The organism is Bartonella sp. OT172YNZD, from assembly GCF_042193725.1.
GTDB classification, from domain to species: Bacteria; Pseudomonadota; Alphaproteobacteria; order Rhizobiales; family Rhizobiaceae; genus Bartonella; species Bartonella grahamii_A.
Genome location: NZ_JBHILZ010000002.1, coordinates 59,248 through 84,013, shown reverse-complemented (window position 1 = coordinate 84,013; position 24,766 = coordinate 59,248). Strand labels below are relative to the sequence as shown.

At 37.0% G+C, this 24,766-nt stretch carries 16 protein-coding genes and 1 pseudogene; 10 read left to right on the top strand and 7 right to left on the bottom strand.

Annotated elements, in window-relative coordinates; all coding sequences use genetic code 11:
• The first annotated feature begins 17 nt into the window (after positions 1–17).
• From fabD to gmk, 6 genes are all read left to right on the top strand, one after another.
• Positions 18–962 carry an ACP S-malonyltransferase gene (gene fabD, locus ACFIJS_RS01250; RefSeq protein WP_375649097.1) on the top strand — a complete coding sequence of 315 codons (945 nt, stop codon included), beginning with the start codon at positions 18–20 and terminating at the stop codon, positions 960–962.
• Between the two features lie 16 nt (positions 963–978).
• Positions 979–1,716, top strand: coding sequence for a 3-oxoacyl-[acyl-carrier-protein] reductase (gene fabG / locus ACFIJS_RS01245; RefSeq protein ID WP_375649095.1), 738 nt, complete (start codon positions 979–981; stop codon positions 1,714–1,716).
• Positions 1,717–1,977: 261 nt separating this feature from the next.
• Positions 1,978–2,214: an acyl carrier protein gene (locus tag ACFIJS_RS01240; RefSeq protein ID WP_004860281.1), complete on the top strand. Its 237-nt coding sequence runs from the start codon at positions 1,978–1,980 to the stop codon at positions 2,212–2,214.
• Positions 2,215–2,315: 101 nt separating this feature from the next.
• Entirely contained in the window at positions 2,316–3,578 is a 1,263-nt protein-coding gene (gene fabF, locus ACFIJS_RS01235) for a beta-ketoacyl-ACP synthase II (RefSeq protein ID WP_375649093.1), read from the top strand.
• A gap of 96 nt (positions 3,579–3,674) precedes the next feature.
• On the top strand, positions 3,675–4,784 hold the full coding sequence (mltG, locus tag ACFIJS_RS01230) for an endolytic transglycosylase MltG (RefSeq protein ID WP_375649302.1): 1,110 nt from the start codon (positions 3,675–3,677) through the stop codon (positions 4,782–4,784).
• Between the two features lie 288 nt (positions 4,785–5,072).
• The gene (gene gmk, locus ACFIJS_RS01225) at positions 5,073–5,750 is read left to right on the top strand and encodes a guanylate kinase (protein ID WP_375649090.1); all 678 of its coding nucleotides are present in this window, start codon (positions 5,073–5,075) and stop codon (positions 5,748–5,750) included.
• Between the two features lie 29 nt (positions 5,751–5,779).
• Here gmk and rsmA read toward each other — a convergent pair whose 3' ends face one another.
• The 6 genes from rsmA to lptF form a co-directional block, all read right to left on the bottom strand.
• Positions 5,780–6,610 carry a 16S rRNA (adenine(1518)-N(6)/adenine(1519)-N(6))-dimethyltransferase RsmA gene (rsmA, locus tag ACFIJS_RS01220; protein ID WP_375649088.1) on the bottom strand — a complete coding sequence of 277 codons (831 nt, stop codon included), beginning with the start codon at positions 6,608–6,610 and terminating at the stop codon, positions 5,780–5,782.
• Positions 6,601–7,614 carry a 4-hydroxythreonine-4-phosphate dehydrogenase PdxA gene (gene pdxA, locus ACFIJS_RS01215; RefSeq protein ID WP_375649086.1) on the bottom strand — a complete coding sequence of 338 codons (1,014 nt, stop codon included), beginning with the start codon at positions 7,612–7,614 and terminating at the stop codon, positions 6,601–6,603. The genes rsmA and pdxA overlap by 10 nt, the downstream gene beginning before the upstream one ends.
• On the bottom strand, positions 7,614–8,570 hold the full coding sequence (locus tag ACFIJS_RS01210; RefSeq protein WP_375649084.1) for a SurA N-terminal domain-containing protein: 957 nt from the start codon (positions 8,568–8,570) through the stop codon (positions 7,614–7,616). The genes pdxA and ACFIJS_RS01210 overlap by 1 nt, the downstream gene beginning before the upstream one ends.
• Before the next feature lie 109 nt (positions 8,571–8,679).
• On the bottom strand, positions 8,680–11,037 hold the full coding sequence (locus ACFIJS_RS01205; RefSeq protein ID WP_375649081.1) for an LPS-assembly protein LptD: 2,358 nt from the start codon (positions 11,035–11,037) through the stop codon (positions 8,680–8,682).
• Positions 11,038–12,129, bottom strand: coding sequence for an LPS export ABC transporter permease LptG (gene lptG, locus ACFIJS_RS01200; protein ID WP_375649079.1), 1,092 nt, complete (start codon positions 12,127–12,129; stop codon positions 11,038–11,040).
• Positions 12,126–13,316 carry an LPS export ABC transporter permease LptF gene (lptF, locus tag ACFIJS_RS01195; protein WP_375649077.1) on the bottom strand — a complete coding sequence of 397 codons (1,191 nt, stop codon included), beginning with the start codon at positions 13,314–13,316 and terminating at the stop codon, positions 12,126–12,128. Before lptF ends, lptG begins: the two co-directional genes overlap by 4 nt.
• A 399-nt stretch (positions 13,317–13,715) precedes the next feature.
• On the opposite strand from lptF, the gene ACFIJS_RS01190 reads away from it, so the two are divergent.
• Together ACFIJS_RS01190 and ACFIJS_RS01185 are read left to right on the top strand one after the other, a co-directional pair.
• Complete coding sequence (locus ACFIJS_RS01190) at positions 13,716–14,162, top strand: DNA polymerase III subunit chi (protein WP_375649074.1); 447 nt, start codon at positions 13,716–13,718, stop codon at positions 14,160–14,162.
• 164 nt (positions 14,163–14,326) lie between these two features.
• Positions 14,327–14,590, top strand: coding sequence for a hypothetical protein (locus tag ACFIJS_RS01185; protein WP_375649072.1), 264 nt, complete (start codon positions 14,327–14,329; stop codon positions 14,588–14,590).
• Here the strand turns inward: ACFIJS_RS01185 and ACFIJS_RS01180 are convergent.
• Entirely contained in the window at positions 14,587–15,876 is a 1,290-nt protein-coding gene (locus tag ACFIJS_RS01180) for an MFS transporter (protein ID WP_375649070.1), read from the bottom strand. The two genes, ACFIJS_RS01185 and ACFIJS_RS01180, sit on opposite strands and share 4 nt — an antisense overlap.
• A 567-nt stretch (positions 15,877–16,443) precedes the next feature.
• On the opposite strand from ACFIJS_RS01180, the pseudogene bafA (ACFIJS_RS01175) reads away from it, so the two are divergent.
• Positions 16,444–21,544: pseudogene (gene bafA, locus ACFIJS_RS01175) on the top strand (BafA family autotransporter).
• Positions 21,545–21,818: 274 nt separating this feature from the next.
• Positions 21,819–24,386 carry a BafA family autotransporter gene (bafA, locus tag ACFIJS_RS01170; protein ID WP_375649068.1) on the top strand — a complete coding sequence of 856 codons (2,568 nt, stop codon included), beginning with the start codon at positions 21,819–21,821 and terminating at the stop codon, positions 24,384–24,386.
• Positions 24,387–24,766: the final 380 nt, after the last annotated feature.

Genomic DNA, 24,766 nt, shown 5'->3' with positions numbered 1-24,766 from the left:
ATTTTAGGAGTTGATAAATGGGTGCAGCTTTTATTTTTCCAGGGCAGGGGAGTCAAGTTGTTGGTATGGGGAAGGCGCTTACAGAGCAATTTATTGCCGCACGGATGGTTTTCGAAGAAGTTGATGATGCTTTGGGTGAGAAATTATCAAAGATCATTTTTGAAGGACCAGCAGATGTTTTAACGTTAACAGCAAATGCACAACCGGCATTAATGGCGGTATCCATGGCTGTCATTCGTGTGATGAAACAATTAGGGTTTCGTATAGAAGAAAAGGTAAGGTTTGTTGCTGGTCATTCTTTAGGCGAATATTCGGCTCTTTGTGCTGCTGGTACATTTACTCTCACAGATACGGCAAGACTTTTGCGTGTTCGTGGCAATGCTATGCAGGCTGCTGTCGCGGTTGGTGAAGGTTCTATGGCAGCACTGATTGGTTTGGAAGAGCACATTGTGGAAGAAATTTGCGAAACTGTTTCTGGAGAAGGACTATGTCAGATTGCTAATGATAATGGTGGTGGGCAAATTGTTATTTCAGGTAAAGCAAAAGCAGTTGAGACAGCGGTAGAGATCGCATCAACAAAAGGTGCAAAACATGCACTTCTTCTTCCAGTTTCTGCACCTTTTCATTCATCTTTAATGCAACCTGCGGCTGATGCCATGAAGAAAGCACTTTTGACTGTTAACAAAATTCCCCCTATTGTTCCTTTGATTGCCAATGTTTCTGTTGCACCTGAGAGCAATCCAGAGCGTATTGCTACTCTTCTTGTCCAACAAGTGACTGGGAGGGTGCGATGGCGTGAAACAATAGAATTGATTGCTGCTAATGGGGTTGATACGCTTTTTGAAGTTGGTTCTGGAAAAGTATTAACAGGTTTAACGCGTCGTATTAACAAAGATATAAGGGGGGTAACACTGGGAACAGTTGATGAAATAGAATCAGCGCTAGGCATGCTTGGTGTTTAATAAGGAGTTAAAAAAAATGTTTAGATTAATAGGACGTAAAGCTCTTGTAACGGGGGCTTCGGGAGGAATTGGTGAGGCAATTGCACGCTGCTTTCATGCACAAGGAGCCATTGTTGGACTTCATGGAACACGTGAAGAAAAGCTTAGAGAAGTGGCGGCAGAATTAGGGCAGAATGTTTTTGTGTTTCCCGCTAATCTTTCTGAACGCCAATCGATTAAACAATTGGCTAAAGTTGCAGAAAGAGAAATGGATGGCGTCGATATTTTGGTTAACAATGCGGGAATCACTAGGGATGGTCTTTTTGTACGTATGCAAGATAAAGACTGGGATGATGTTTTAGAAGTTAACCTAACAGCTGCTTCTCTTTTGACGCGTGAATTAATACATTCTATGATGCGCCGCCGTTATGGAAGGATTATTAATATTACATCTGTTGTTGGTGTTGTGGGAAATCCCGGACAAACGAATTATTGTGCTGCAAAGGCAGGCTTGATAGGTTTTTCTAAAGCATTGGCACAAGAAATTGCTTCGCGAAACATCACTGTCAATTGTATTGCTCCAGGATTTATTAAATCTGCAATGACAGACAAGCTTAATGAAAAGCAAAAAGAAGCCATTATGGCTGTGATTCCAATGAAGCGTATGGGGAGTGGGCAAGAAATAGCTGCTGCTTCTGTTTATTTAGCAAGCGATGAAGCAGCCTATACGACAGGTCAAACACTCCATATCAATGGTGGAATGGCAATGATTTGAGTATTTATTTTATTCCACATTGATTTATGAGTTGTATTATTTTAGATAGTAACGATTGAAATAGAAAGATGCATCTATTTCTTTAACATGGTTGTTGATCAATTGATGTCAGAATGTCAAATTGGTTCATTTTGTAGGGGATATCCACAGGATGTTTTAAATCATTGCTAAAATCTTTTAAAGTAATCCATCTATTGCTTGATTAGATGAGCTGATATAGTTAACCAAGTTATAGGAAAATATAAATTCGAGGATTTCAACATGAGTGATACAGTAGAGCGCGTTAAGAAAATTATTGTGGAACATCTTGGGGTTAATGCTGATAAAGTTGTAGAAAATGCAAGCTTTATCGATGATCTAGGGGCTGATAGCCTTGATACGGTTGAACTCGTTATGGCTTTTGAAGAAGAGTTTGGGGTAGAAATTCCAGATGAAGCTGCTGAAACGATTTTCACAGTTGGTGATGCAGTCAAGTTCATTGATAAAGCTTCTGCATGATTACTAAAGGGCAAAGGCATAAATTGCTTTTGCCTATATTCTTCGGAGCTCTTTTGAAAAGAAAGCTTTGAGAGGTGAAGTTTAGTTCAAGGTTAGAAGTTATGAGACGTGTTGTTGTTACTGGTTTAGGATTGGTATCTCCATTAGCTGGTAATATTGAATATAGTTGGAAACGACTTCTTGAAGGAAGAAGTGGTGTCCGACGTATCACTGAGTTTGATGTATCAGATTTGCCATGTCAGATTGCTGCGCGTATTCCCTTAGGGGATGGAACAGAGGGGACCTATAATGCTGATTTGTATATGGAACCTAAAGAGCAACGTAAAGTTGATGCATTTATTGTTTATGCGATGGCTGCTGCTAACCAAGCGCTTGCAGATGCCGAATGGTTTCCTAAGAGCGATGAAGATCAGATTTGTACAGGTGTGTTAATTGGTTCCGGAATTGGGGGGGTTAAGGGCATTGTTGAAGCTGGTTATACGCTTCGTGATAAGGGCCCACGTCGTGTTTCTCCTTTTTTTATTCCAGGTCGTTTGATTAATCTTGCTTCTGGTTATGTGTCTATTCAATATGGTTTACGGGGGCCTAATCATTCTGTTGTAACGGCTTGTTCGACAGGGGCACATGCGATTGGTGATGCGGCACGTTTAATTATGTTTGGTGATGCAGATGTCATGGTGGCAGGAGGGACCGAATCTCCGATAAATCGGATATCTCTTGCAGGTTTTGCAGCTTGTAGAGCTCTTTCTACTTGTCGCAATGATGATCCTGAACGGGCATCGCGTCCTTATGATACTGATCGTGATGGTTTTGTGATGGGAGAAGGAGCGGCAGTTGTTATTTTAGAAGAGCTTGAGCATGCCAGAAAACGAGGAGCGCGTATTTATGCTGAGGTTATTGGCTATGGTTTATCTGGTGACGCTTATCACATTACAGCGCCTTCAGAAAGGGGTGAAGGGGCTCAGCGTAGTATGATGGCTGCTCTTAAGCGGGCACAAGTGAATGTGAGTGAACTTGATTATATTAATGCTCATGGTACATCAACGATGGCTGATTCCATAGAGCTAGCAGCTGTTGAGCGTGTTTTAGGGAATTATGCACCACAAGTTTCTATGTCATCAACGAAATCATCTATCGGGCATTTGCTTGGTGCCGCCGGTGCTGCTGAGGCTATTTTTTCTGTTCTAGCTATACGGGATAATATAGCCCCAGCGACACTTAATCTTGACAATCCATCGATTGAAACAAAAATCGACCTTGTACCACATAAACCGCGTGAACGAAAGATTGATACGATTCTTTCTAATTCTTTTGGATTTGGTGGGACAAATGCATCGTTGGTGATGCGACGTTTTAGGGGATAATAAGTACTTTTATTTAATTTCTGCTTTTGAGTTTTCTACCTTATTATAAGGTGAATGAGAAATTATAATATTGTCCTTAATCGCTATTGAGGGGTTATATCCGATGTGAAAAATAGAAAATCATTAAAGAACGTAAGTGATTCCTCTTCGAATCATTTAGCAGATAGTTATGACATGTTAATACATCAAAAACGAAAGAAATCATCTATCGTCCGTAATCCGTTGGTTGTTCTCGGTCATTTTTTTCTTATGCTGATTGTGATTATTCTTTTCGCCATAAGTATTCCTCTTTATATTGGAAAAAGTATTTTTGAAGAAAAGGGAAAAATTGAGGAAGAACAAATTATTCTTATCCATCCTGGTACAGGAATTCGTGAAATTGCTTCATTGCTAGAAAAACGTGGTTTCATTCGATCCTCAGATATTTTTGTTTATGGGGTTGGTTATCACCAAAAAACAACGCATCTGAAGGCTGGTGAATATTTAATTCCGGCTCATGCTTCGATGCAGGATATTATGGATATTCTTGTGAAAGGAAAATCTATTGAGTATACATTTACAGTACCTGAAGGTTTAACGGTTCAGCAAGTTTTCGATCGATTAGCTGCGAATCAAATTTTGATTGGAGACCTTCCAAAAATTTTGCCTCCAGAGGGCTGTTTAATGACGGATACTGTTCATTTTATTCGGGGGACAACGCGTAAAGAGATTGTAAACAGATTACGTGAAGGACAGACAAAATTAATTCATGCTATATGGGCTACGCGTTCACCTGATTTACCCATTAAATCAATTGATGAATTTGTTATATTAGCCTCAATTGTTGAGAAAGAAACGGGAATTGCAGCAGAAAGACCAATGGTTGCTGCGGTATTTTATAACCGCCTTACAAAGCATATGCGTCTTCAATCGGATCCAACAGTAATTTATGGTCTCTTTGGAGGAAAAGGAAAACCATCCGGTCGTGCAATTTATCGTTCAGATCTTGAGAAGGAAACACCATATAATACTTATAAAATTAATGGGTTACCTCCAACAGCTATTGCAAATCCAGGTCGAGATTCTTTGAAAGCGGTGGCACATCCACCAAGCAGTGATGCACTTTATTTTGTTGCTGATGGTTCAGGAGGGCATGTTTTTTCTCGAACTTTAGAGGAACATAATATGAATGTTCGCAAGTGGCGAGAATTAAAGGCAAAACATTGAATTGATAATGGTAATACATCTTTTTGCATCGTAAATGAGAATCCAGAATATAGTAAAATTTTTCTATTTAAACTTTTAAAAAAATCATTTTCTTGTCTGTCACAAGTGGGATTAGCGTATGGATAAAAATATTTAAGAAAGAAGTGAATGTACTGCTAATAACTTATCTCAAAAAAGAGCAGAATAACATTGAGTACTGGTAAGAAAACACATTGATTAGGGGTAAGGTTGAGATAATGTATAATTCAAATTTGAGAGAAACATTTATGGACAAAGTAGAGTGATGTAATGACAGTCGTTGAAAGTAAATTGAGTGCTATAAAAATAAATCAACGCCGCGGTTTTTTATTTATTCTCTCTTCACCTTCAGGTGCTGGTAAATCAACAATTTCTCGATTACTTCTAAAAGATGGACAATTAGAGCTTTCCGTAAGTATGACCACAAGGAAAAGGCGTCCTAGTGAAGTAGATGGACTACATTATCACTTTATTTCAAAGGAAGAGTTTGAATATAAGCGTGATAGAGATGAATTTATTGAATGGGCAGAAGTTCACGGAAATTATTATGGCACTTTACGTGAAACTGTTGAAAACGCATTGAGTACTGGTCGGGATATGTTATTTGACATTGATTATCAAGGTACCGAGCAGCTGCAAAAAAATATGCTAGGAGACACTGTATCTGTTTTTATCCTTCCACCATCAATGAAAGAGCTTTTTTCGCGTTTACATCGTCGAGCAGAAGATAGTGAGGATATCATCAATTTACGATTGGAAAATGCACGAACGGAGTTAAAGCATTGGCTTTCTTATGATTATGTTGTGATTAACGAAGATTTAGATCAGTCTTTATCTTTGATTAAATCAATTTATTTAGCTGAAACCGCAAAACGTGAGCGTTGTTCTTATCTTGGCTCTTTTATTGATAGGCTTATTGCTGAAAAGATCGATAAATGTCTTGATTAAAAAAGATTGCATAACAAAAAGCCTATTTTTTAGAGCACTAGATGCGCTAAAGTGACAAATTCGGAAACTGAGAGCGTTTCAGCGCGGCGCGTTCCATCAATTCCAGCTTTTTCTAACAGCACTTCACCTCCAAGTGTTTTGAGATTGTGACGAAGCATTTTTCGTCTTTGTCCAAAGGCGGTTTTTGTGACGAGGCTTAGTTTTTGTGCAGAGCAGGCAAGAGGTTGTGTTCGCGGAATAATATGAACAACGGAAGAAGTTACTTTAGGTATTGGTATGAAGGCTTGAGGGGGCACATCAAAAGCAATTTTAGCAGTAGTACGCCAGCCAGTTAAGACACTAAGACGTCCATAATGAGTAGATTGAGGTTTAGCTGTAATCCGTTTGGCAACTTCACTTTGAAACATCAATGTCATTGATTCATAAAAAGGAGGCCATGGTTCAGTCAAAAGCCAATTTAATAAGAGTTGTGTCCCAATATTATAGGGAAGATTTGCAATAATGCGAGGTTTTTCTGGGCTTATTTCAAAGAGTTTTGAGAAGTCTTGCTTCAGTGCATCATTACAAATAATTTTTAATTTTTTAGGATAGTGTTTTTCTATTTCTAAGAGAGCTGGTATGCAGCGCTCATCGCGTTCTATTACTGTTACAATGGCGCCCTTTGCTAGCAAGGCACGTGTGAGACCTCCAGGACCAGGACCAATTTCAAGAACAGGTTTTCCTTCTATATTGCCTGAGTGATGAGCAATTTTAGATGTTAAATTAAGATCAAAAAGAAAATTTTGCCCTAAAGATTTATGCGCTTGTAATCCATATATATCAATGACTTCACGCAGAGGAGGGAGATTATCTATTGGCATGGTATTAAACTATTTTCGGCAAGTTGATTTGCAAGTTTAAGAGCAGCAATAAAGCTTTCGGGAGAGGCTATCCCTTTATCAGCAATATCAAAAGCAGTTCCGTGATCAGGAGAGGTGCGAATAAAAGGTAGACCTAATGTGACATTAACAGTGCTATCAAAGTCTAATGTTTTAACAGGGATAAGAGCTTGATCATGATACATACAAATGGCAACGTCATATGCCATTCTTGCGCATTCATGGAACATTGTGTCGGCAGGCAGCGGGCCTGCAATATTGAGTCCTTTCTTTTTAAGATATTCAATAGCGGGAGTGATAACTTCAATATCTTCTTTTCCCATTGCACCTCCTTCTCCAGCATGAGGATTAAGACCAGCAACAGCTAGTCGGGGTGACGTTATTTTAAACCGTGTTTTTAAGTCACATTCAGTAATAAGTATCGTTTGAATAATTAAATCACGGGTAAGCTGTGAAGGAACATTTTTAAATGGAATATGAACAGTTATTGGTACTGTTTTTAATCGAGGTCCTGCTAACATCATAACTGGATGATAACATTTATGAAAAGCTTTATGGGCTAAATCGGCTAAAAATTCTGTATGACCTGGAAATTGAAAACCGGCATCATAAAGATTCTTTTTTGCAATAGGACAAGTGATAAGTGCATATGCATGGCCATTTTTAATCAATTGAACACAGCGTTTAATTGCTTCAATGATTCCAGCGGCATTATTCGATGAAGGTATACCTAATTGATCACTTTGTTTGTTTTTTAACGGTATGATAGGAAGAGCGTTTTGAAAATTTTTTGCGGAATTATTGATTAAAACAGATTGCACCTCAACATCAATCTGTAAAAAACGAGCACGCGAACGAATAACATCTGGATCAGCAAGAAGCACAAAAGGTGGAATTTGGCGCGTAACACGCAAATTCCACGCTTTTAGTACTATTTCAGGACCAATTCCGGCAGGATCACCACCGCTAACAATAAGAGCAGCCATTATGAATTTTGAATGCGTGCTACTCGCCGCAGTTCTTCTAAATATTTGTCGCTTAATTCTTCAAGTTTTTGTGGGCTTCTTTTTTTACTATCTTGAAGTGAAAATATCAGTCGAGCGATATAATCATCAGAAACTCTTTTTATTTTGCAGACAGCAATTGCTTCGATTCCATCAGATGTTTCTTGTAATTTTGTCATTTTTCCAGCAGGCGTTGCAAGAATAGCTTGTTCCCATGCATTGGGAAGTTGGGGCTCTAGAAACTTTCCTAAGTGGCGGATAGTAACGTCTAAAATACCTCTTGCTTGATTGTGAGCATTAGCACACCCACGGAAATGTGCACGAAAATTGCTTGCTTCTCTTTGACGTCTTTCAAAGATTTCTGAACGACGATGTGCAGGAATGACAAAAACAATTCGCTGTAATGTATATTCGTTGGTTGAAGGTTTTACACCACCATTTTTTAATATTCTGCGTACAGCTTCTTGTTCGCTAATCATACCTATTTCAGCTTGATAGCGTGCGCTAACAAGACGCCCCCATCCTATTTGTCCACGGATGTAATCTTTAAAGTGTTGCACAGTGATCTCAGTTTGGATCAGAATCTGGTTGAGCTGATCAATCGTCATATTATTTTGTGTCGCAAAATTCTCAAAAGCTTTATCAACTTCATCATTGCTTACTTCAATATCACGACGCTTTATTTCAATATTTTTTAGCTTTTCATCGATAAGTTCTTTTTTAGCCTGTGCCACCAAATTCCCTTGCTTTTGTTGCAATCTGAGAAAAGCAAGGCGCTTTTGTATATCGTAATTTGTGATGGGGTTGCCATTAACTGTAACCACAATAGAAGTCTGCGCAAAGACTGTCGGAATCAAAAATTCACTTATTAGCAGGTTGCTTACACTCAAAGACGCGATATAAAATAAAGCAAGAACACACTTTTTCAATTTATTCATGTAAATAGGCTTTCGCATTGTTTATTAATTCTCATCAACAACTTAAAATATACGCTTTCTTTCATAAAAACAATGATAAGTTAAATGACTGATACATTCTCTTTATAAATTAATCTATCTTTTTTCTGATATCTGCAATCGTACGCAATGAAAGAGAGAAATTAAAGTTTTGCAAAGGTGTTTTCCTGCCTGGATTCGTTACCTGTTGATAACCGAATGTTAGCCCGAAACATTCATCTGTATAATTCAAGCTAATTCCTCGCTTTATAAATGTACCAGATACTAAATCATAACCGGTGTTGCTATTAATGGACCAATAATCTGCCAGTTTAAGTCCTGTTTGAAAAGAAATTTCTTGGCGCTCTTGAGGATATTCATAATCTGGTTGCTTTGCGATATAGGCATATTGTAGAGCCGCCCAAAAATTTTGCCATTTTTGTGATGCTTCGATTTCACTACGGCGTATTTTTCCTGTTTTTTTGTCAAAGCGTCCACGCGTTTCTAAGGAAAAACCACTTTTATGGGTCGCACCAAACATTGCAACATAGTCTGAACGTTTTGCCTCTAAGCTAGAATGAATACCAACATTGACAAAGTCCTTTTCTGCAAAAGAATTCTTTCCTGCTAGATGAAAGGATTGTCCAATGAGACCATAAAGAGACCAATTGTCATTAAAGCTTCCAGAATATCTTAGACCTATATTGACTCTTGTGCCACCTTCTACACGATCATAACCAGAAAATTTGTCTCGTTGAAAGAGAGTGATTGCATCAAAGACAAAGCTTTGAGCATCTTCATTAGGAATTTGTCCAATATATTGTTCATTATTGCGTATAAAAATTTGTGCGGTTGGTTCTATAATATGTGTAGAATGATCAGCTGTAATGAGGAAGGGATAGCGTAGTTCCAACCCTGCTGTTGCCATGCCACGAATTGTTGTACCATGAATTGCAGATAAGGCATTGTTTTCTATAGAAGCTGTATGATTTTCGTTTGCATTGGTTGTAAGGATATCAGCTCGTAGAGAGAGAAGGGGGGTTAAGATGAGTCCATTGTACGTGTTGAAGCGCTTTTTCCACTGTAGCTCGTTTGTTAAACGCAAACTATTTCCAGCCATACCAGAAAGTCTTATGTTGAGAGGGTTTCCATTCTGGTCGGTAGAACTGAAGTCAGCATGACGACGATAAATTGATTGCATATTACTATGGAAGGTAAGCTCTCCATTATAAATGGGTTCATCTGGTGTAAAAAAATAATCGATGCGTGGGAAGACCCACGCTTGCCGAGAATGACGTTCATAATGAGGATCATTCAATATTGAATCTTGAACTTTAAAATGATAAAAACGCATATCAAAATAATTTTTTCCTGCAAGACCATTAAGATAGAACTGAGAAAGTTGTATAGGATTGCTATAGTTTTCAAGTTTATAAGCACGACTAAAATGTCGATCTGATTGTGCAAGGATATCCCATCCATAAGTCCAGTGGGAATTAATACGAAAGCCCCCCTTTGTTGCCAGCATATAACGGTTTTTATGCTGTGCATCAATCGTATCATTATCAAATCTATGCTGTTTCATTTGATATATATGAGCAAAGCGAATAGTATAACTGCCCATTTTTAAACGTTGACGCCATTCCCCTTCGGTTAAAAGCCCTTGTTGGGTATAAACGGTAGAAGAAAGGGTAAAATCATAATGAGGGGCGAGATTCCAAAAATAAGAATTCTTTATCCCCATACCAAGATAATCAGTATAAAAAAAATGAGGAGTAAGCAGACCGTTAGCACGCCTGACAGTTGGATCATAGATCTCAAAATTTGGAAATTTTAGAATCGGTACACCAAAAACTTCAAAACTGCTATTTTCAAACCGAATTTTTTTAATGCTATTATTCCATATGATCTTTCTTGCTTTAATTTTCCATAGGACGTCTCTATCTGGTTTATAAGAGCAAGGTTCACAAGCTGTATAGGTTGCATTTTCAAAGACTGTTATGTGATTGTTTTTGCGTGTAGCATTTTGGGCTGAAAAGTGAACATTGTTAGCTGTATCAATACGTAAGGCATTTACAAAACCCTCACCAAGATCTTTGGTCATATCAATTTGGTTGGAATAAATTTTATTACCATCCTTTTGAGTAATTTCAACGTTCCCTTGTGCTATAAGCCGTCCTGTTTTTTGATTGTAAATAATTTTTTGAGCGACAACTTTATTATCATCATATTCGATTTGGACATTACCTTGTGCAGAAACAGTATTTTCATCACGATTGTAGATGAGTTCATCCGCAGAGAGCAAAAGAGGGCGTTCCGGATTTTGAATGCGACTTTGAGAAGGAGACATAAGGCTTTGAGCGTGCGCACAATAAGACAAAGCACCCCCTAAAATAACTCCCATAACACCTTTAAAAGCGAGAGCACTTAATTTTGTTAAAATAATGTTTTTAAGCGTTAATGCTTTCACTTAGCCATCCTCTTTATGAAGTAAAAAAGAGATTCCTAAGAATAACGCAATAACAACGGGTGTCCAAGCTGCAATAATTGGTGAAATATATCCAGCATTACCAAAAGCTTGAACGAGTACGGAAATAACATAAAGCATGAACCCAGCTATTACGCCACCAAGAATCAACGTTCTAGATTGCCCAAAACGTGTAAAATTTAAAGATACAGTTGCTGCAATGAGGGTCATTGCCACAAGCAATGCCGGTAATGCAATCAAAGATTGGAAATACATATCAAAATTATTAGCAGAATAGCCAAATGAACGTGCAATCATAATTTTTTTTGGCAATTGATAAAATGGAATAGTTGCAGGATTCACTAAGCGTTCCGTTAAAAACCCAGGTTTTAGATTGGTTTTTATTTGCAACACGGTAAATTTTTCAGGAGGATGCCCTATTTTATAGATTGTTCCATTTGTTAATAGCCAAGATCCATTAGTCAAGGTTGCTTTTGGGGCGTTAATCCAATTTTTGACAGTTGCGTTGTCCTTGTATTGTACAAAGGTTACATCGAGAAGAGAAAGTCCTTGGTCGGTGATAAATTTAGCACCAATGGTTGTTCTGCCTAAATGTGTACGTTGTGTTAACCAGTGGATACCTGTATTATGAAGAGGTGTTAGTACATTGTTATTGCGCCATTCAGTCATCTTTTTTTCTGCTTGAGAAAATCCCCATGCAGCAAGTGGATTAATGAGAAGAATTGAAAACAATCCCAAAAGAAAAGCTCCCAAACAAGCTGGCATAAGAAATTGCCATGCAGAAACACCGATTGAACGAGTCATCACAAGTTCAAGTTTTTTATTGAGCGAGATAAGCGTTGCCATTGCAGAAAAGAGTGCAATGAAAGGGATAAGTTGTTGCATGATAAAAGGGATGCGTAAAACAGAGAGGAAAAATGCATCTTTTGCTGTATAATGTGGAAGGGAGGATAGCCTACCGGAATTCTCTGTGAAATCGATTAAGAGAGCAAGAACAAAAATGCTTCCCCAGAAATAACAAGTTATTTTAAGATAACGTATAAAAAAATATCGTCCAAGTGTCCACCCAATCATGATATCTCATCCGAGGAATCTTGAGATTTTCGATGTTCAAATTTGTTCATTACTTTTTGAAAAGCGATTTGAATAATCTCATTAACTTTTGTAGGGAGTCCAATTTTATGATTCGTTAAAAGCATAAAAAAGACAAATGCAATTGTCCCTATGGGCGTAATATAAAGGAGAGGAACGTATGCAAGGTCGTTCTTTGCTTTTTCTGCAAAAAAATATCCTATCCAATACACTAGAAAAGAAAGGGCAATTGCCGAGAAATTTGCGGAATGACGAGCTTGTCGATGGGAGCATACATCCCCTGCCGTTGCTAATGCAATAAGTGAAAAAACAATAGGGTAGAGCCATTGTGTTAATCTGCGATGAAACTCAGCTTTATATTGGAGTGGTTTTCGTTGATAGTAGGGATCTTTTGGGTCAGGGTTTTGTAAATAAGAAAGAGACCGATCTTTTGGATAAAGAGTAGGTGCTTTATCACTGGGGATAAACTCCCCTAGGCTAAAAGTATATGAGCTAAATTGAACGATTGAAACATTGTTATTTTGATGGTTAACTCTTTCTATTTCACCGTTATTGAGAACCAGAAAACTGCCGTTTTTATTGCTCACAATGGATGCGTCTGTTGCATAATAAAAAAGATCAGTCTTAGGATCACGCTGGTCAGCAATGAAAAGGCGTTCAAGTGTTCCATTTGGATTTCGTTCGCCAATTTCTATGTAAAGGTTATTGGCGAGTTTTTGGAAGCTTCCTTCACTGATGAATAGATTAATAAGATCAAAATGAGCGCTTGCTAGCATTTGTCGCATATGAAGACGCGCTTGAGGAACAACAAAATTAGCTATAGAAAAGGAGATACAGGATGCAACAATAGCAAGAAGAAGAATAGGTTTCAAAACAGTACTTTTAGGAAAACCAGAGGCATTAATGACAGCAAGTTCTGAGTCTTGATTCATTGCTGAAAGGGTGGTTGTAACTGCAATCACTAATGCAAATGGAATGACAAGAAAAATAACAGAAGGAATCAATGAGAGTGAAAATTGTAAGACTGTGAGGAGTGTTTGTTTACTTGTTGTGAGAAAGTTTATTCGTGCAAGAATTTGTATTGTCCAACTAACGCTCACTGCTGCAATCATGACAGAACTAAACAAAACAAGGACACGTTTCAGGATGTAGAACTCAATAATACGCATAAATTGGGGAAAATCCTCAGTCGTTAATTCGATAGCAAATATTTTTACTGCTTTCGGTTAAAATGTAATAAAGTATGAAAAAATACCCTTCCATAAATTGGATATTTTTACCGAATAAATAATATGAAATTGCCTACGAGGTCCTCTTTAAACTTTCCGCACATTATATTTTATTTTCAACTATAGTCTACAAAGAATCTAGAAAATAACTTAAAAAACTTTTTTATTAACGTTGAAAATAAAAATTTTTGTCTTTTAAAGACACGTTCAACAAGATAATGTATTTTAATCAAAAAAGAGGGTTTATATCTTGAACGGTTTCTTTTTATATTGGGGGTATGAAAGTTTCTTTAAAAAAGATGTTAGATTTTTATTAAAGAGTGATGAGGGCTTAAGAGGTTGGATATTTTATTCTATCATTTGATGCAGTCAACGCTGAAAGATATTTTGCCAACGCTTGTAGAGCGTGCATTGGCTCGTTTTGGTAAGGTAACAATACAATGTGTAAGTGAAGAACAACGCGATTCTATGGATATGCATTTATGGGTTTATGCGGATGAATCATTTATTGGACACGGAACTGAGTGTGATCGATATTCAAACTTTCAGCCTGTATTTCTGACGACAGGACAAGAAAATCCGAATGATTCAAAGCTTCGTTTTCTCATAGAGGGAGCCGTATGTTCGAATATTGATACTTATCAACGGCTTGTTGTGATATTTGATGGTAAAAATGATGAGCAGTTGAGTCTCGTTCGTGCACAGTGGAAAAAATATAAAATGGAAAATCATAATTTAACGTATTGGCAACAGACTGAAGATCGTTGTTGGGAAAAACAGGTTTAATGCGTTTCATCTCTGTTGTTCTGATTTTTATAGGATTGGTAGGAATAGTAAATCCAGCGCTTTTTATTGCGAAAGGATCAGGGGGAGGGCGTTGGGTTTTTATTGTGATTTTTCTTTTAGGCATATTAAAGATATGGCCTACAATTAAAAAATGAAACGGCATCATGATAATTGATCGAATTTTGCTTGTTTTATGGGCTGTGATATTGGCTTTTTTTTGCGTTTCGTGGTTGGGAACAACACATATCCTATCAGGAATGTTTACTGTTGCTTATATGAGCAATATTGCAGATTTTTTATTTTTCTTTTTGAGTGCCTTGTTTGCAGGAATATTATGGTGGAAAATACCGCAACCCATGTCTTTAAAAATGAAACTGGCAGCATTTTTGCTGCCAGTACTTATTTTATGCTTCTTTATTATATTTTAGTTGGATATTTCATCATCTGTAAATCCGACGAAGCAAATCAGTGAAATAAAAGAAGCAAGAAGCAAATAATAACCGATATAAGATGTATCAAAATGTTGTACCAGATATTCTGCAATATAAGGCGCAAGAGAGGCTCCTACGATACCTGATAAGTTAAAAGTAATAGAAGAACCAGTATATCGAATTGCTGTTGGGTATGGTGAAGCCAAAACAGCACCAAGAGGACTGTATATCATCCCCATGATAGACAAACCGATAACAGACATTGCAAGAACTCCTATAACTCCAGAATTTAAGAAATAAGGAATTGCAAAAGAATAGATACCGGTGATGATTGTAATCCAAATCATCAAAGTCCTACGTCTAATACGATCAGCGAGTCTTCCAGTGATGACAGTAAAAATTCCACAGAAAACAGCACCAACAATTTCGACTTGAAGAGCTTGATAAAATGGCAATTGCAGATGGTTTGTTGAGTAGCTTAACAAATATGCAGTGACTAAGTAAAACAAAACAAATGTTGCCATACCAGAAAATATGCCAAGAAATAGGATTCGAGGACATTTTAAAAAGACATCCAGGATAGGAACTTTAACACGTTCTTTACTTTCAAGAGTTTTTTTGAATTGAGCAGTTTCATTGATTGAAAGACGGACCCATAATCCTATAATCATAAAAACAACTGAAGCAATAAAAGGAATGCGCCATCCCCAAGCTAAAAGTTCCTTATGATCAAGGAAATACAACAGACCTAAATAAACAGCAATAGATAAAAATAAACCGATTGGAACGCCCAATTGAGGGAACATCGCGTACCAGCCGCGTTTTTCTGGAGGGGCATTTTCTGTTGCGAGCAAAACAGCTCCTCCCCATTCTCCTCCTAATCCCATTCCCTGTCCAATACGGCACAAGGTTAAGAGGAAAGGAGCAAACCACCCGGCGGTTTCATAAGTAGGAAGAAAACCAATAATGACTGTTGAAAGACCCATTGTGAGAAGAGAAGCAATAAGTGTTGCTTTTCTTCCAATTTTATCTCCAAAATGTCCAAAAACAATTGATCCAAAGGGGCGGGCAAAAAAGGCCGCTCCAAAGATCAGAAAAGATTGTAAAATGGCAATCTGATCATTTTGTGTTGGAAAAAACACATGAGGAAATATGAGAGCTGCGGCAGTGGCAAAGACATAGAAATCAAAGAATTCAATTGTTGGGCCAATAAGGCTTGCAAACAAAATGCGACGAGGAGAATTTCTGTTGCTTGTACCTTGCATTTCTAAGTTTATAGACATGAATAAAATGTCCCTTTCAGTATATGACAAATCAAATGATGAATTAACTGGCTATAATTATAAAAATTTCAAATCACTGTCGAGTCGATATTATGACGTTTCTTATATATTAGAACAATGGTTATGGACTGATGAGCATGAATAAGTGTTCTCTAGATTATCCAAGTTAAATAGAATAAAGACATTGTTTTAAATACTGTAGGGATGAAAATGGAATATGTGGACATAAAGGCTGCTCTCATTCGGCATTACTGTTTCCTCTAATGTTTAATGCCATTTTTATCTATTGAGGGATCAATCTTATTTATAGATCAGTCTTTGGTATCTCAAAAATATTTTTCATAGATGTAATTATAACACTTTTTAAAGGTATCTAAAAAATTTAAATCTTTTAGTTGTGCATGCATTTTAAAACACAGGGTGTATATTTGATCTGTCAGAGTTTAATCCATCGAATGCTTTGTTGTCTTAAAAAAGATGAAGTTGAGCAATTGCATTGTGTTGTTTTGGTCTATGCACTTTTTTCTAAATGGGGGAATTTAAATTTGAAATTATGGAATGTGAATAATGCAACGCAAATTGAAATTAAGTTTTTGTGCATTAATGACCAGTGGTTTTTTTGTCAAGATTGCGAGTGCGGATGGAGTAACGATACCAAAAGAAAAGTTATTACCACCAGTAAGTATCAGTGAACATCTAGAAGAGACAAGAAAGTTGTTATCGGAAGTGAGGGGATTAAAAGAAAAAAGGGGGAGATCAAAAAGGATAGAGAATAAACAAACAGTAGAAGGAAGTAAGCCTTCAGAAAAGGAAAGGAAGAGATTAGAAAACCTATTCTTTGAAGTACTCACAAATTTAATAATAAGTGATGGTGCTACTGTCTATATTACTAACCGTGACTCTGAAGATTCTAAAATAAATAGCTTTAAATATAAAGATGCAGGCTATTCCATCAATAATACGTTTCAAGAAGATGGAAAACTCTACATTGATGCAGTAAGTGTTAGCAGGGATCAGACAATTGAGAGTGGTGCAAATGCTGAGGGGGCTAAAATTTATGGTGGGGATCAGATTATTTTGGGTAAGGAGGTCCTTGGAACTGGTTTGTCGCGTAAAGAGAAGGAAAGTAGTGCTTATAACACCGAAATTTATGCTGAAGATGGAATCCTAGGACTACAAAGTGTCTATTATTTTTATGCTGAGAATGGTGAAGCTGTTACGGAAGTAGAAAATCTTATTTTAAATGGAGAAAATGCCAAGCTATACTCTATTGCACCTGAAAATAACGATACTTTTCTCAGGTTAATATCCAGAATTTAACTGGAAGTGGCAGAGTTATTTTTACGTCTTCTGGGTTTGATAAGCATTACTCTAGCTTAATATTGATGATCTATCAGGTTCTTTACATTTTGATTTTAATGTAAACTTTGTCAAGCATCTTAGTGATTATCTTGTTATTAAAGAAAGTGGTTCAGGTTATCATACAATAAGTATTATCGATTCTGGGGGTGAGGTCACCACCCCTTCCCACAAAAAGCTTAAATTAATTTCTGATCATAGTGGAAACGCTCATTTTACTCTGACAAACACTTTTGGTGAAAAAATCAGAGCTATTGATGGCCGAACCTACATGTACAGTTTGAAACATAGAAAAAATGAGAGCGATGGTAAAATTTGGTATTTAGATGCGAATTATGCTGTTGATGAGGCAAATAACTCTTTATTTTCTGATTTTAGCTTACAACCATCTGCTATGGCTTCATTATCGAATGATCTCACAGAGCTCAGAATTGAAAAGGGAATGATTGTTACAATTGCTGATCCTTACTTTGATAGTAATAGTGAGGAAGTTGATAGTAATGGAGAAATTTCAATTAGTAACATAGTTAAAGATGGCGGAAAGCTTTCCATTTATAACGGTGGTTTTAGCTTGTATACGAAAATTCAAAGAGGTGGTACTGAGCTTATTAGAACATCACAGGATAGTACAGTTAAGAGAGGGGGAAAACAAAAGGTTGAAGATGGAGGGAAAGCTGAAGGGGCTAAAATTTACGGTGGTGAGCAGTTTGTTTCAGGAAAGTCTGATATCAAAGGTGAGATGATAAGGAGTAGCGCTTATGACACTGTTGTTTCTGGTAAAAATGGAGTGCTAGGATATCAGAATGTGTATGATGATGGAGAGGTTTTTAGCACAAAGATTATGGAAGGAGGGGTACAAAATCTTTTTGTAGAAGAAGATCTAGACCATTATAGCAGTTTTGCATTTGATACGAAGATCTTTTCTGGTGGAGAACAACACGTTTTAGCGGGAGGAATCGCGATTGGTGTTCTCTTACAAGGGAATGCTTTTCAAGCAATAGATTTAGGAGGCTATGTAAAAGATTTAACGATTAAGGATCAAGCACAATCGTGGTTACATGCTGGTGCAACATTAGAAGGAAACACCATGATTCATGATTCTGGACGTATTTATCTTTATGCTGGTGCTGAGCGATCTCATCCTGAAGTAGAAAAAATTGTTTTAAATGGCAGAGATACCACATTATACTCTATTGCTTCTAAGATGGATGGTGAAAGCTCTTTGATTGAGGATTTAAGCGGGAATGGATGCGTTATTTTTACTTCTACCGCGTTGAATCCACATTACTCTAAACTTGAGGTCGGTAATCTTTCAGGTAATTTACATTTTAGGTTTAATACTAATTTTCCAGAACAGCGCGGTGATTATCTTCTTATAAAAAAAGGAGCAGGTTATCACACCATAAGCGTTATCGATTCTGGTGTTGAAATGACCAATTCTCTTTTACAAAATCAGAACTTAGTTTTGGAGCTTGATTTAATTCATAATCAAAGCGGAAATGCGCATTTTACTCTGATAGATTTTTGGGGTGAAGAGATAGCTACTGTTGATAATGGAGTCTACATGTACGCTCTAAAGAAAAAAGATCATAACGGTGGAAAGATTTGGTTTTTATCGACACCATCTACATCGGAAAAAATTGCTACACCTATTTTTCCTCTATCTCATACGGAGTTGCCTATAGATAAATCTTTTGAGCAAGAAAATTCTGTTTCTTCTTCGGAAGATTCTATAGCCAATTCTTATATAGGTGATTTTAGTTTTTATGCAGAGGATTTTATTACTGGTACAGGTGAAAAAATTTTGCAAAGCTCTGTACTCGGTGACAATAGCATAGTTTATATTACTGGTGATGGAGAAACGGATGATTTTAAATTATCCATTAATAATACGGTCCAAGAAACTGCAGCACTCTATGTTGAGACTGGTGGTTTTAGTAAGAATACGACAATTGAAAATGGTGGTTTAGAGATTGTAGGGGAACAGGATATCTCAGAATTTACAATTATTTATGAGGGTGGAAAACAAAGAGTGGTGGGAGGAGGATCCGCATTGAGAGCTGAAATTTATGGTGGTGAGCAGTTTGTTGTCGGAGATGGTTCTTGTAAATGGTGAAATTGTGGTGAGCAGCACTTATAACACGACACTTTATGGTCAAGGTGATACGCCGGGACAGCAGAATGTATATGATGATGGGATGGCTGTGAGAACAAAAGTAATGAGTGGAGGAATCCAAACTCTTGCTAAATGGTTTGCAGATGATGATTTTGTACAAAAAAGTAGTGGGTTAGCCGTGAATACTGAGGTTTTCGCGGGTGGGATACAGCGGGAGAGGCGGATATTGTGACTTTACACCGCCATGCTGCTCAAGAAGTTCATGCTGGTAGCATTGTAAAAAATCTAACAATTAAAGAAGAAGCCAATTCATGGGTTTTTGCTGGTGCGATGTTGGAAGGAAAAATAAAGATTCATGATTTAGGACAAATCCATCTTTATACTGGAAATAATAGCTTTTATACTGAAGATAAAAATTATCAGACAACAGTAGACGATATTAATTTAGAGGGAGAAAACGCTAAATTATACTCTATTTCTAATGGATATGGAAACACAGAAACCTATATTAAGAAGCTAAGCGGTGTGGGAAATATTATTTTTACTTCTACAGAATCCGATTTACATTACTCTAAGCTTTATATTGATAATCTTTAGGGAAGTCTACATTTCGATTTTAATATCAGCATTGCAGAAGGAGAGGGTGATTATCTCTTTATCAAGAATGGCCGTGGATCTTACACAATAAATATTGTAGATTCTGGTATTGAAATTGTTGATCCTTCTTCAACAGAACTTGATTTAATTGTTGATCAAAGTGGAGGAGCACATTTTACCCTGAGAAGCTTTTCTGGTGCAAGTGTTAAAACTATTGATGGCGGAACCTATACGTATGGTTTAAAAAAGAGAATTGATGAGGATAGAGGTGAAACAGTTTGGTATTTATCTGCGGTATTTATTGATAATGTTTCATTTCTCAACAGTTTGCCACGTAATAGGAGCAGATCTGCGCGGCATTTAAATCAAAATCAATCAGTTTCTTCTCTTTCAACTATTACAGTTACAAAAGAGCATGCTATTAAGTTGCCACATCGAAGAGAAAACCGCCAAAACTTAAGGCAAAAATCTCCGACTTCCATATCTCTAGCTGTTTCAACTCTTGGAAGTCAAGTTTTTGGAGGAGCATATCTAGCAAGTCTTCCTCATTTTTCTGATGGAAAGCAACAGGCTGCTGTTTCAGAATCTTCTCAATCTTTAGCCGATCAAATGATTTTGCGTCCAGTTCATGAAGAACAACCTTCTCCACAATTAGATGAGACGCTTTCAGTTTCTCACTTTTTAACCACTCCCTCTACAGATGCGGTATTGTCTATGTCTGTGGCTCCAGCAATGGTTTTTCACAATGAAATGCAAACCGTGCGTGTGGGAAGAGGAATTCTAGATAAAAGTAAAAAGAATGCAGCTTTATGGACCTATGCGATCAAGTCTAAAGAGAGTATTGCTACAGAGCATATAGATTTTAAGTTGGATCAGACAGGTATTGTTTTAGGGATCAATAGTGTAAGCGAGTGGAAAAATGGAGAATTTTATATAGGGGGTTTTGGTAGTTATGACCGCGCACGCATTGCACATGCACGGGGTGGTATGAGCGGTATCAATACTTATGGCATTGGCGCTTATGTCACTTATTTGGATCATAGTGGATGGTATTTAGATGGTATTTTAAAATATAATCATTATCAGAATACTCTAAAGGCAGTTTCAACGAACGGTTTAGGGATTGAAGGAAGTTATAGACAATGGGCGGTGGGCACCTCCTTTGAAGTAGGTTATCGACTTAAGACGTCAAAGAGCAGTTGGTTGCAGCCTTATGGACAATTTACATGGTTGCAAGTTGAGGGTAAAGAAATCAAGTTATCGAATGACATGATAGGTGACATGCGTCCATTCACTTCATTACGCAGTGAGGTTGGCTTATCTTTAGGATATGAATTTGGTTTTCGCATGGATTCCTCATCACTTGCGTATATTACAGCAGCATGGTTGCGTGAGAATAAAGATGACAACCATACATTGATTAATCAACGGCATCTATTTACCACTGACTTATCGGGGAATGCAGGTAAGTTAGGTGTAGGTTTGAGCAGTTTAGTGGGTGAGAAGTTAAAGTTATATGGTGAGGCACATTATGTTAAAGGACGTAAAACAAAACAGTCCCTTCAGGGTATTTTAGGTGTACGCTATAGTTTCTAATTATATGGTCATTTTTTAGTTATCGTTAAATGTATGATTGTTTTTAAAGGTCTTTAATGAAGGTTCAGAGAACAATTTTTTAAAGTATGCAGATTCGCTTTTCATAATAAACTGTATACCCTTTCTTGATCAAAAAATATTTAAAAAACTGTAAAGAATAGTTTTTTATGAGATAAGGAGATTTTTAAGAAGGATTGTTTGCAATCTAAGGTTGAAAATATGTTTTGTAGAGCTAATTAGGTTTATTGTCTATGCAGGCGTGAAGGGGGAGGATATGGCTCTACAATATAAATGGAAACGATATTATTGGATACTCATGTTGAGCAGCTGTTTTGTGCAAGCTGCTGCTGCTGCAAATGAGGGGGGAATACCACTGTTTTGTCAATCTTCAAGTTATGAAAATGGCAAAATATTTCAGGATCAATATAATGAGGATATGAAAACAGGAAGATGCATACTTGGAGCATCTAATGATGTTATTATAAGGACGAGTAATGAATTAGACTTTTTAAAAAAGCCTAGCGATTTTACTGAGGATAAGGGTGCTAGAGTGTTTGCAAGTCAACAGGAGCTTAACAGCAGTCATCGTGACAATGTTGGATATAATGTACAAGAACAAAATATTGCGTTTCTTAAAAAAACTGAACTTATCTTCATTAAAGATGGGGCACTGTTAGAAAATTATGTCCTTGATAATGAAGGTAAAGCATACATTTCAAATGATGGCGAAAGTGATAGCCCAGGGCGATCCATTAATAACACTGTAAGGAATGGTGCAGAGCTTTATGTGTATGCAGGAGGTCTCAGTGAGAATAGTAAAATTGAACATGGTGGGACTGAAAATGTTGAGGCTTTAAAGGGAAAACAAGGCTTTTCGAAAAATGCTGTCGTTAAAGAAGGTGGACAACAAAGTGTTGGAAATGGAGGAAAAGTAGAGGGGACTAAAATTTATGGTGGTGAGCAACTTGTTTTCGGGGAGGGGAATGTTGGAGGAGAGGTTAAAGGGAGTAGTGCTTCTCATACTGTCATTTATGGTCAAGATAAAACACTAGGTCAACAAAAAGTATATGATGGCGGAAAAGTTTGGAATACGAAAGTTATGCGAGGGGGCGTACAAGAGGTTGGAAAAAAATCTCAAAGTGCTCAAAATGGTGGTTTTACATTTGATACAGAAGTTTTTAGCGGTGGTAAACAGCGTATCTTAAAAGGCGGTAAGGCTATTGGAGTTACTTTAAATGAGAGCGCTATTCAGGAAATATATGCTGATGGATCTGTAAAAAATCTAACAATGAATGATGAAACAAAATCATGGGTGCATGCTGGGGCAACATTAGAAGGAAAGACACAGGTAAATCATTCTGGACAGCTTCATCTTTATGCTGGGAATGATCAACATCGTACCATAGTAGAAGATATTATTTTAAATGGAAAAGATACAAAACTGTACTCTATTACTGATGAGTTTGATGGAAAAAGTTCTTTGATACAAAAATTAAGTGGTGAAGGGAGTGTTATTTTTTCGTTTACAGGTTCTGATCCATATTATTCTCAGCTTCATGTGAATAATCTTTCAGGAAATTTACATTTCGCGTTCAATACTACGATTGCCCATAACCGTGGTGATTATCTCTTGGTTGAGAAAGGTACTGGGAATCATACGATAAGTGTTGCTGATTCTGGAGTTGAAATCACGGATCCTTTTTCAAATAAGCGTGATTTAATTATGGATCAAAGTGGTGGAGCACATTTTACGCTGACAGATCTTAAGGGTGACAAAATTAACGCCATTGATGGTGGAACTTATATGTATGATTTGAAAGAAAGAAAGGATGAAAATGGAAAAGTTTGGTTTTTATCGGCAGACCGCCTCAGTGGACCAGAAATCTCTATTCCAGATCCGACAAATCCGTTTGTTCCTGGTAAAACATCAACAACCCCCTCTACAGATGCAGTGTTAACGTTGTCCGTAGTTCCTGGACTTGTTTTTAACAATGAGTTGCAAATTGTACGGAATGCTAGAAAAATTTGGGACAGAAATAGGAAAGATATCGAACTATGGACTTATGGGATTAAGAGCAGAGGACGTATTGCGACAGGCCATACACACTTTAAGCTGGGGCAGACAGGTTTAGTCTTTGGTGCTGATCAGTGGAGTGGATTAAGGCATGGAGAGTTGTATGTTGGTGGTTTCGGTAGTTATGATCAAGCACGTATTTCTCATGCACGAGGTGGTGACAGCGATCTGAGCTCTTATAGCATTGGAACTTATGCAACTTATTTTGATCATCGTGGATGGTATATGGATGGTGTTTTGAAATATAATTATTACCGAGATAACTTGAAAGCCATCTCAACGAATGATCTAGCTATTCAAAGTCATTATAATCAGTGGGCGATAGGTGGGTCATTTGAGATTGGTTGTTATTTTGTACCGGCACAGAATACTTGGATGCAGCCTTATATCAAGCTAACAGGTTTGCAGGTTGAAGGTAAAAAAATAAAACTTTCAAATGGAATGATAGGTGATCTAAGTCCACTGATTTCATTCCGAAGTGAGGTTGGATTGACTGCAGGACATGAATTTTTTGTGAATTCAGAAACTTCATTAACAGCTTACATTATGGCAGCTTGGTTGCGTGAGAATATAAATAATAATTATACGACAATTAATAACCAGCATAAATTTATCACAGACTTATCGGGTAATGCAGGTAAATTGGGAATTGGTTTAAACGGTTCGGTCAATGATAAACTGACACTTTATGCGGAAGCACATTATCTAAAAGGACATAAGATTAAGAATGCTCTTCAAGGTATTTTAGGATTACGCTATAGTTTCTAAATATATGTGTGCACAGCTGATTAACTTTATGGATGTAATTGCTTTGCAAGTTTAAACAGATAACGCTCGATTTTGGTTTCTCGAGAGTATAGAGATCTTCTCAAACAGTAAAGATATCTTTATACTCTCCTTTAAAAGCACGAGCATTTTTTTCATCTAATTTCAAATATTGAAAATTGTTCCTTGAACTCAAGTGAACAATTTGAGTTTTATTCAGATTTTCTGCCTTAAGTTAGAACTTTTTAGCTGCTTATAGATACACAACTTAAAGTTTTTTGTATTAAAAAATACACTCTAAAAGTGTTTTTAAACATAAATAAAACACATTACGATACAATCTAAGATGAGTTACCTACGTAGCCGTGGGATATTTTCTAAAT

Excerpts from the sequence above, each read along its gene's own strand:
- fabD (WP_375649097.1), top strand. The coding sequence starts at position 18 with ATGGGTGCAGCTTTTATTTTTCCAGGGCAGGGGAGTCAAGTTGTTGGT.
- fabG (WP_375649095.1), top strand. The coding sequence starts at position 979 with ATGTTTAGATTAATAGGACGTAAAGCTCTTGTAACGGGGGCTTCGGGA.
- ACFIJS_RS01240 (WP_004860281.1), top strand. The coding sequence starts at position 1,978 with ATGAGTGATACAGTAGAGCGCGTTAAGAAAATTATTGTGGAACATCTT.
- fabF (WP_375649093.1), top strand. The coding sequence starts at position 2,316 with ATGAGACGTGTTGTTGTTACTGGTTTAGGATTGGTATCTCCATTAGCT.
- gmk (WP_375649090.1), top strand. The coding sequence starts at position 5,073 with ATGACAGTCGTTGAAAGTAAATTGAGTGCTATAAAAATAAATCAACGC.
- rsmA (WP_375649088.1), bottom strand. The coding sequence starts at position 6,610 with ATGCCAATAGATAATCTCCCTCCTCTGCGTGAAGTCATTGATATATAT.
- pdxA (WP_375649086.1), bottom strand. The coding sequence starts at position 7,614 with ATGGCTGCTCTTATTGTTAGCGGTGGTGATCCTGCCGGAATTGGTCCT.
- ACFIJS_RS01210 (WP_375649084.1), bottom strand. The coding sequence starts at position 8,570 with ATGAATAAATTGAAAAAGTGTGTTCTTGCTTTATTTTATATCGCGTCT.
- lptG (WP_375649079.1), bottom strand. The coding sequence starts at position 12,129 with ATGATTGGGTGGACACTTGGACGATATTTTTTTATACGTTATCTTAAA.
- lptF (WP_375649077.1), bottom strand. The coding sequence starts at position 13,316 with ATGCGTATTATTGAGTTCTACATCCTGAAACGTGTCCTTGTTTTGTTT.
- ACFIJS_RS01185 (WP_375649072.1), top strand. The coding sequence starts at position 14,327 with ATGATAATTGATCGAATTTTGCTTGTTTTATGGGCTGTGATATTGGCT.
- ACFIJS_RS01180 (WP_375649070.1), bottom strand. The coding sequence starts at position 15,876 with ATGTCTATAAACTTAGAAATGCAAGGTACAAGCAACAGAAATTCTCCT.
- bafA (WP_375649068.1), top strand. The coding sequence starts at position 21,819 with ATGGCTCTACAATATAAATGGAAACGATATTATTGGATACTCATGTTG.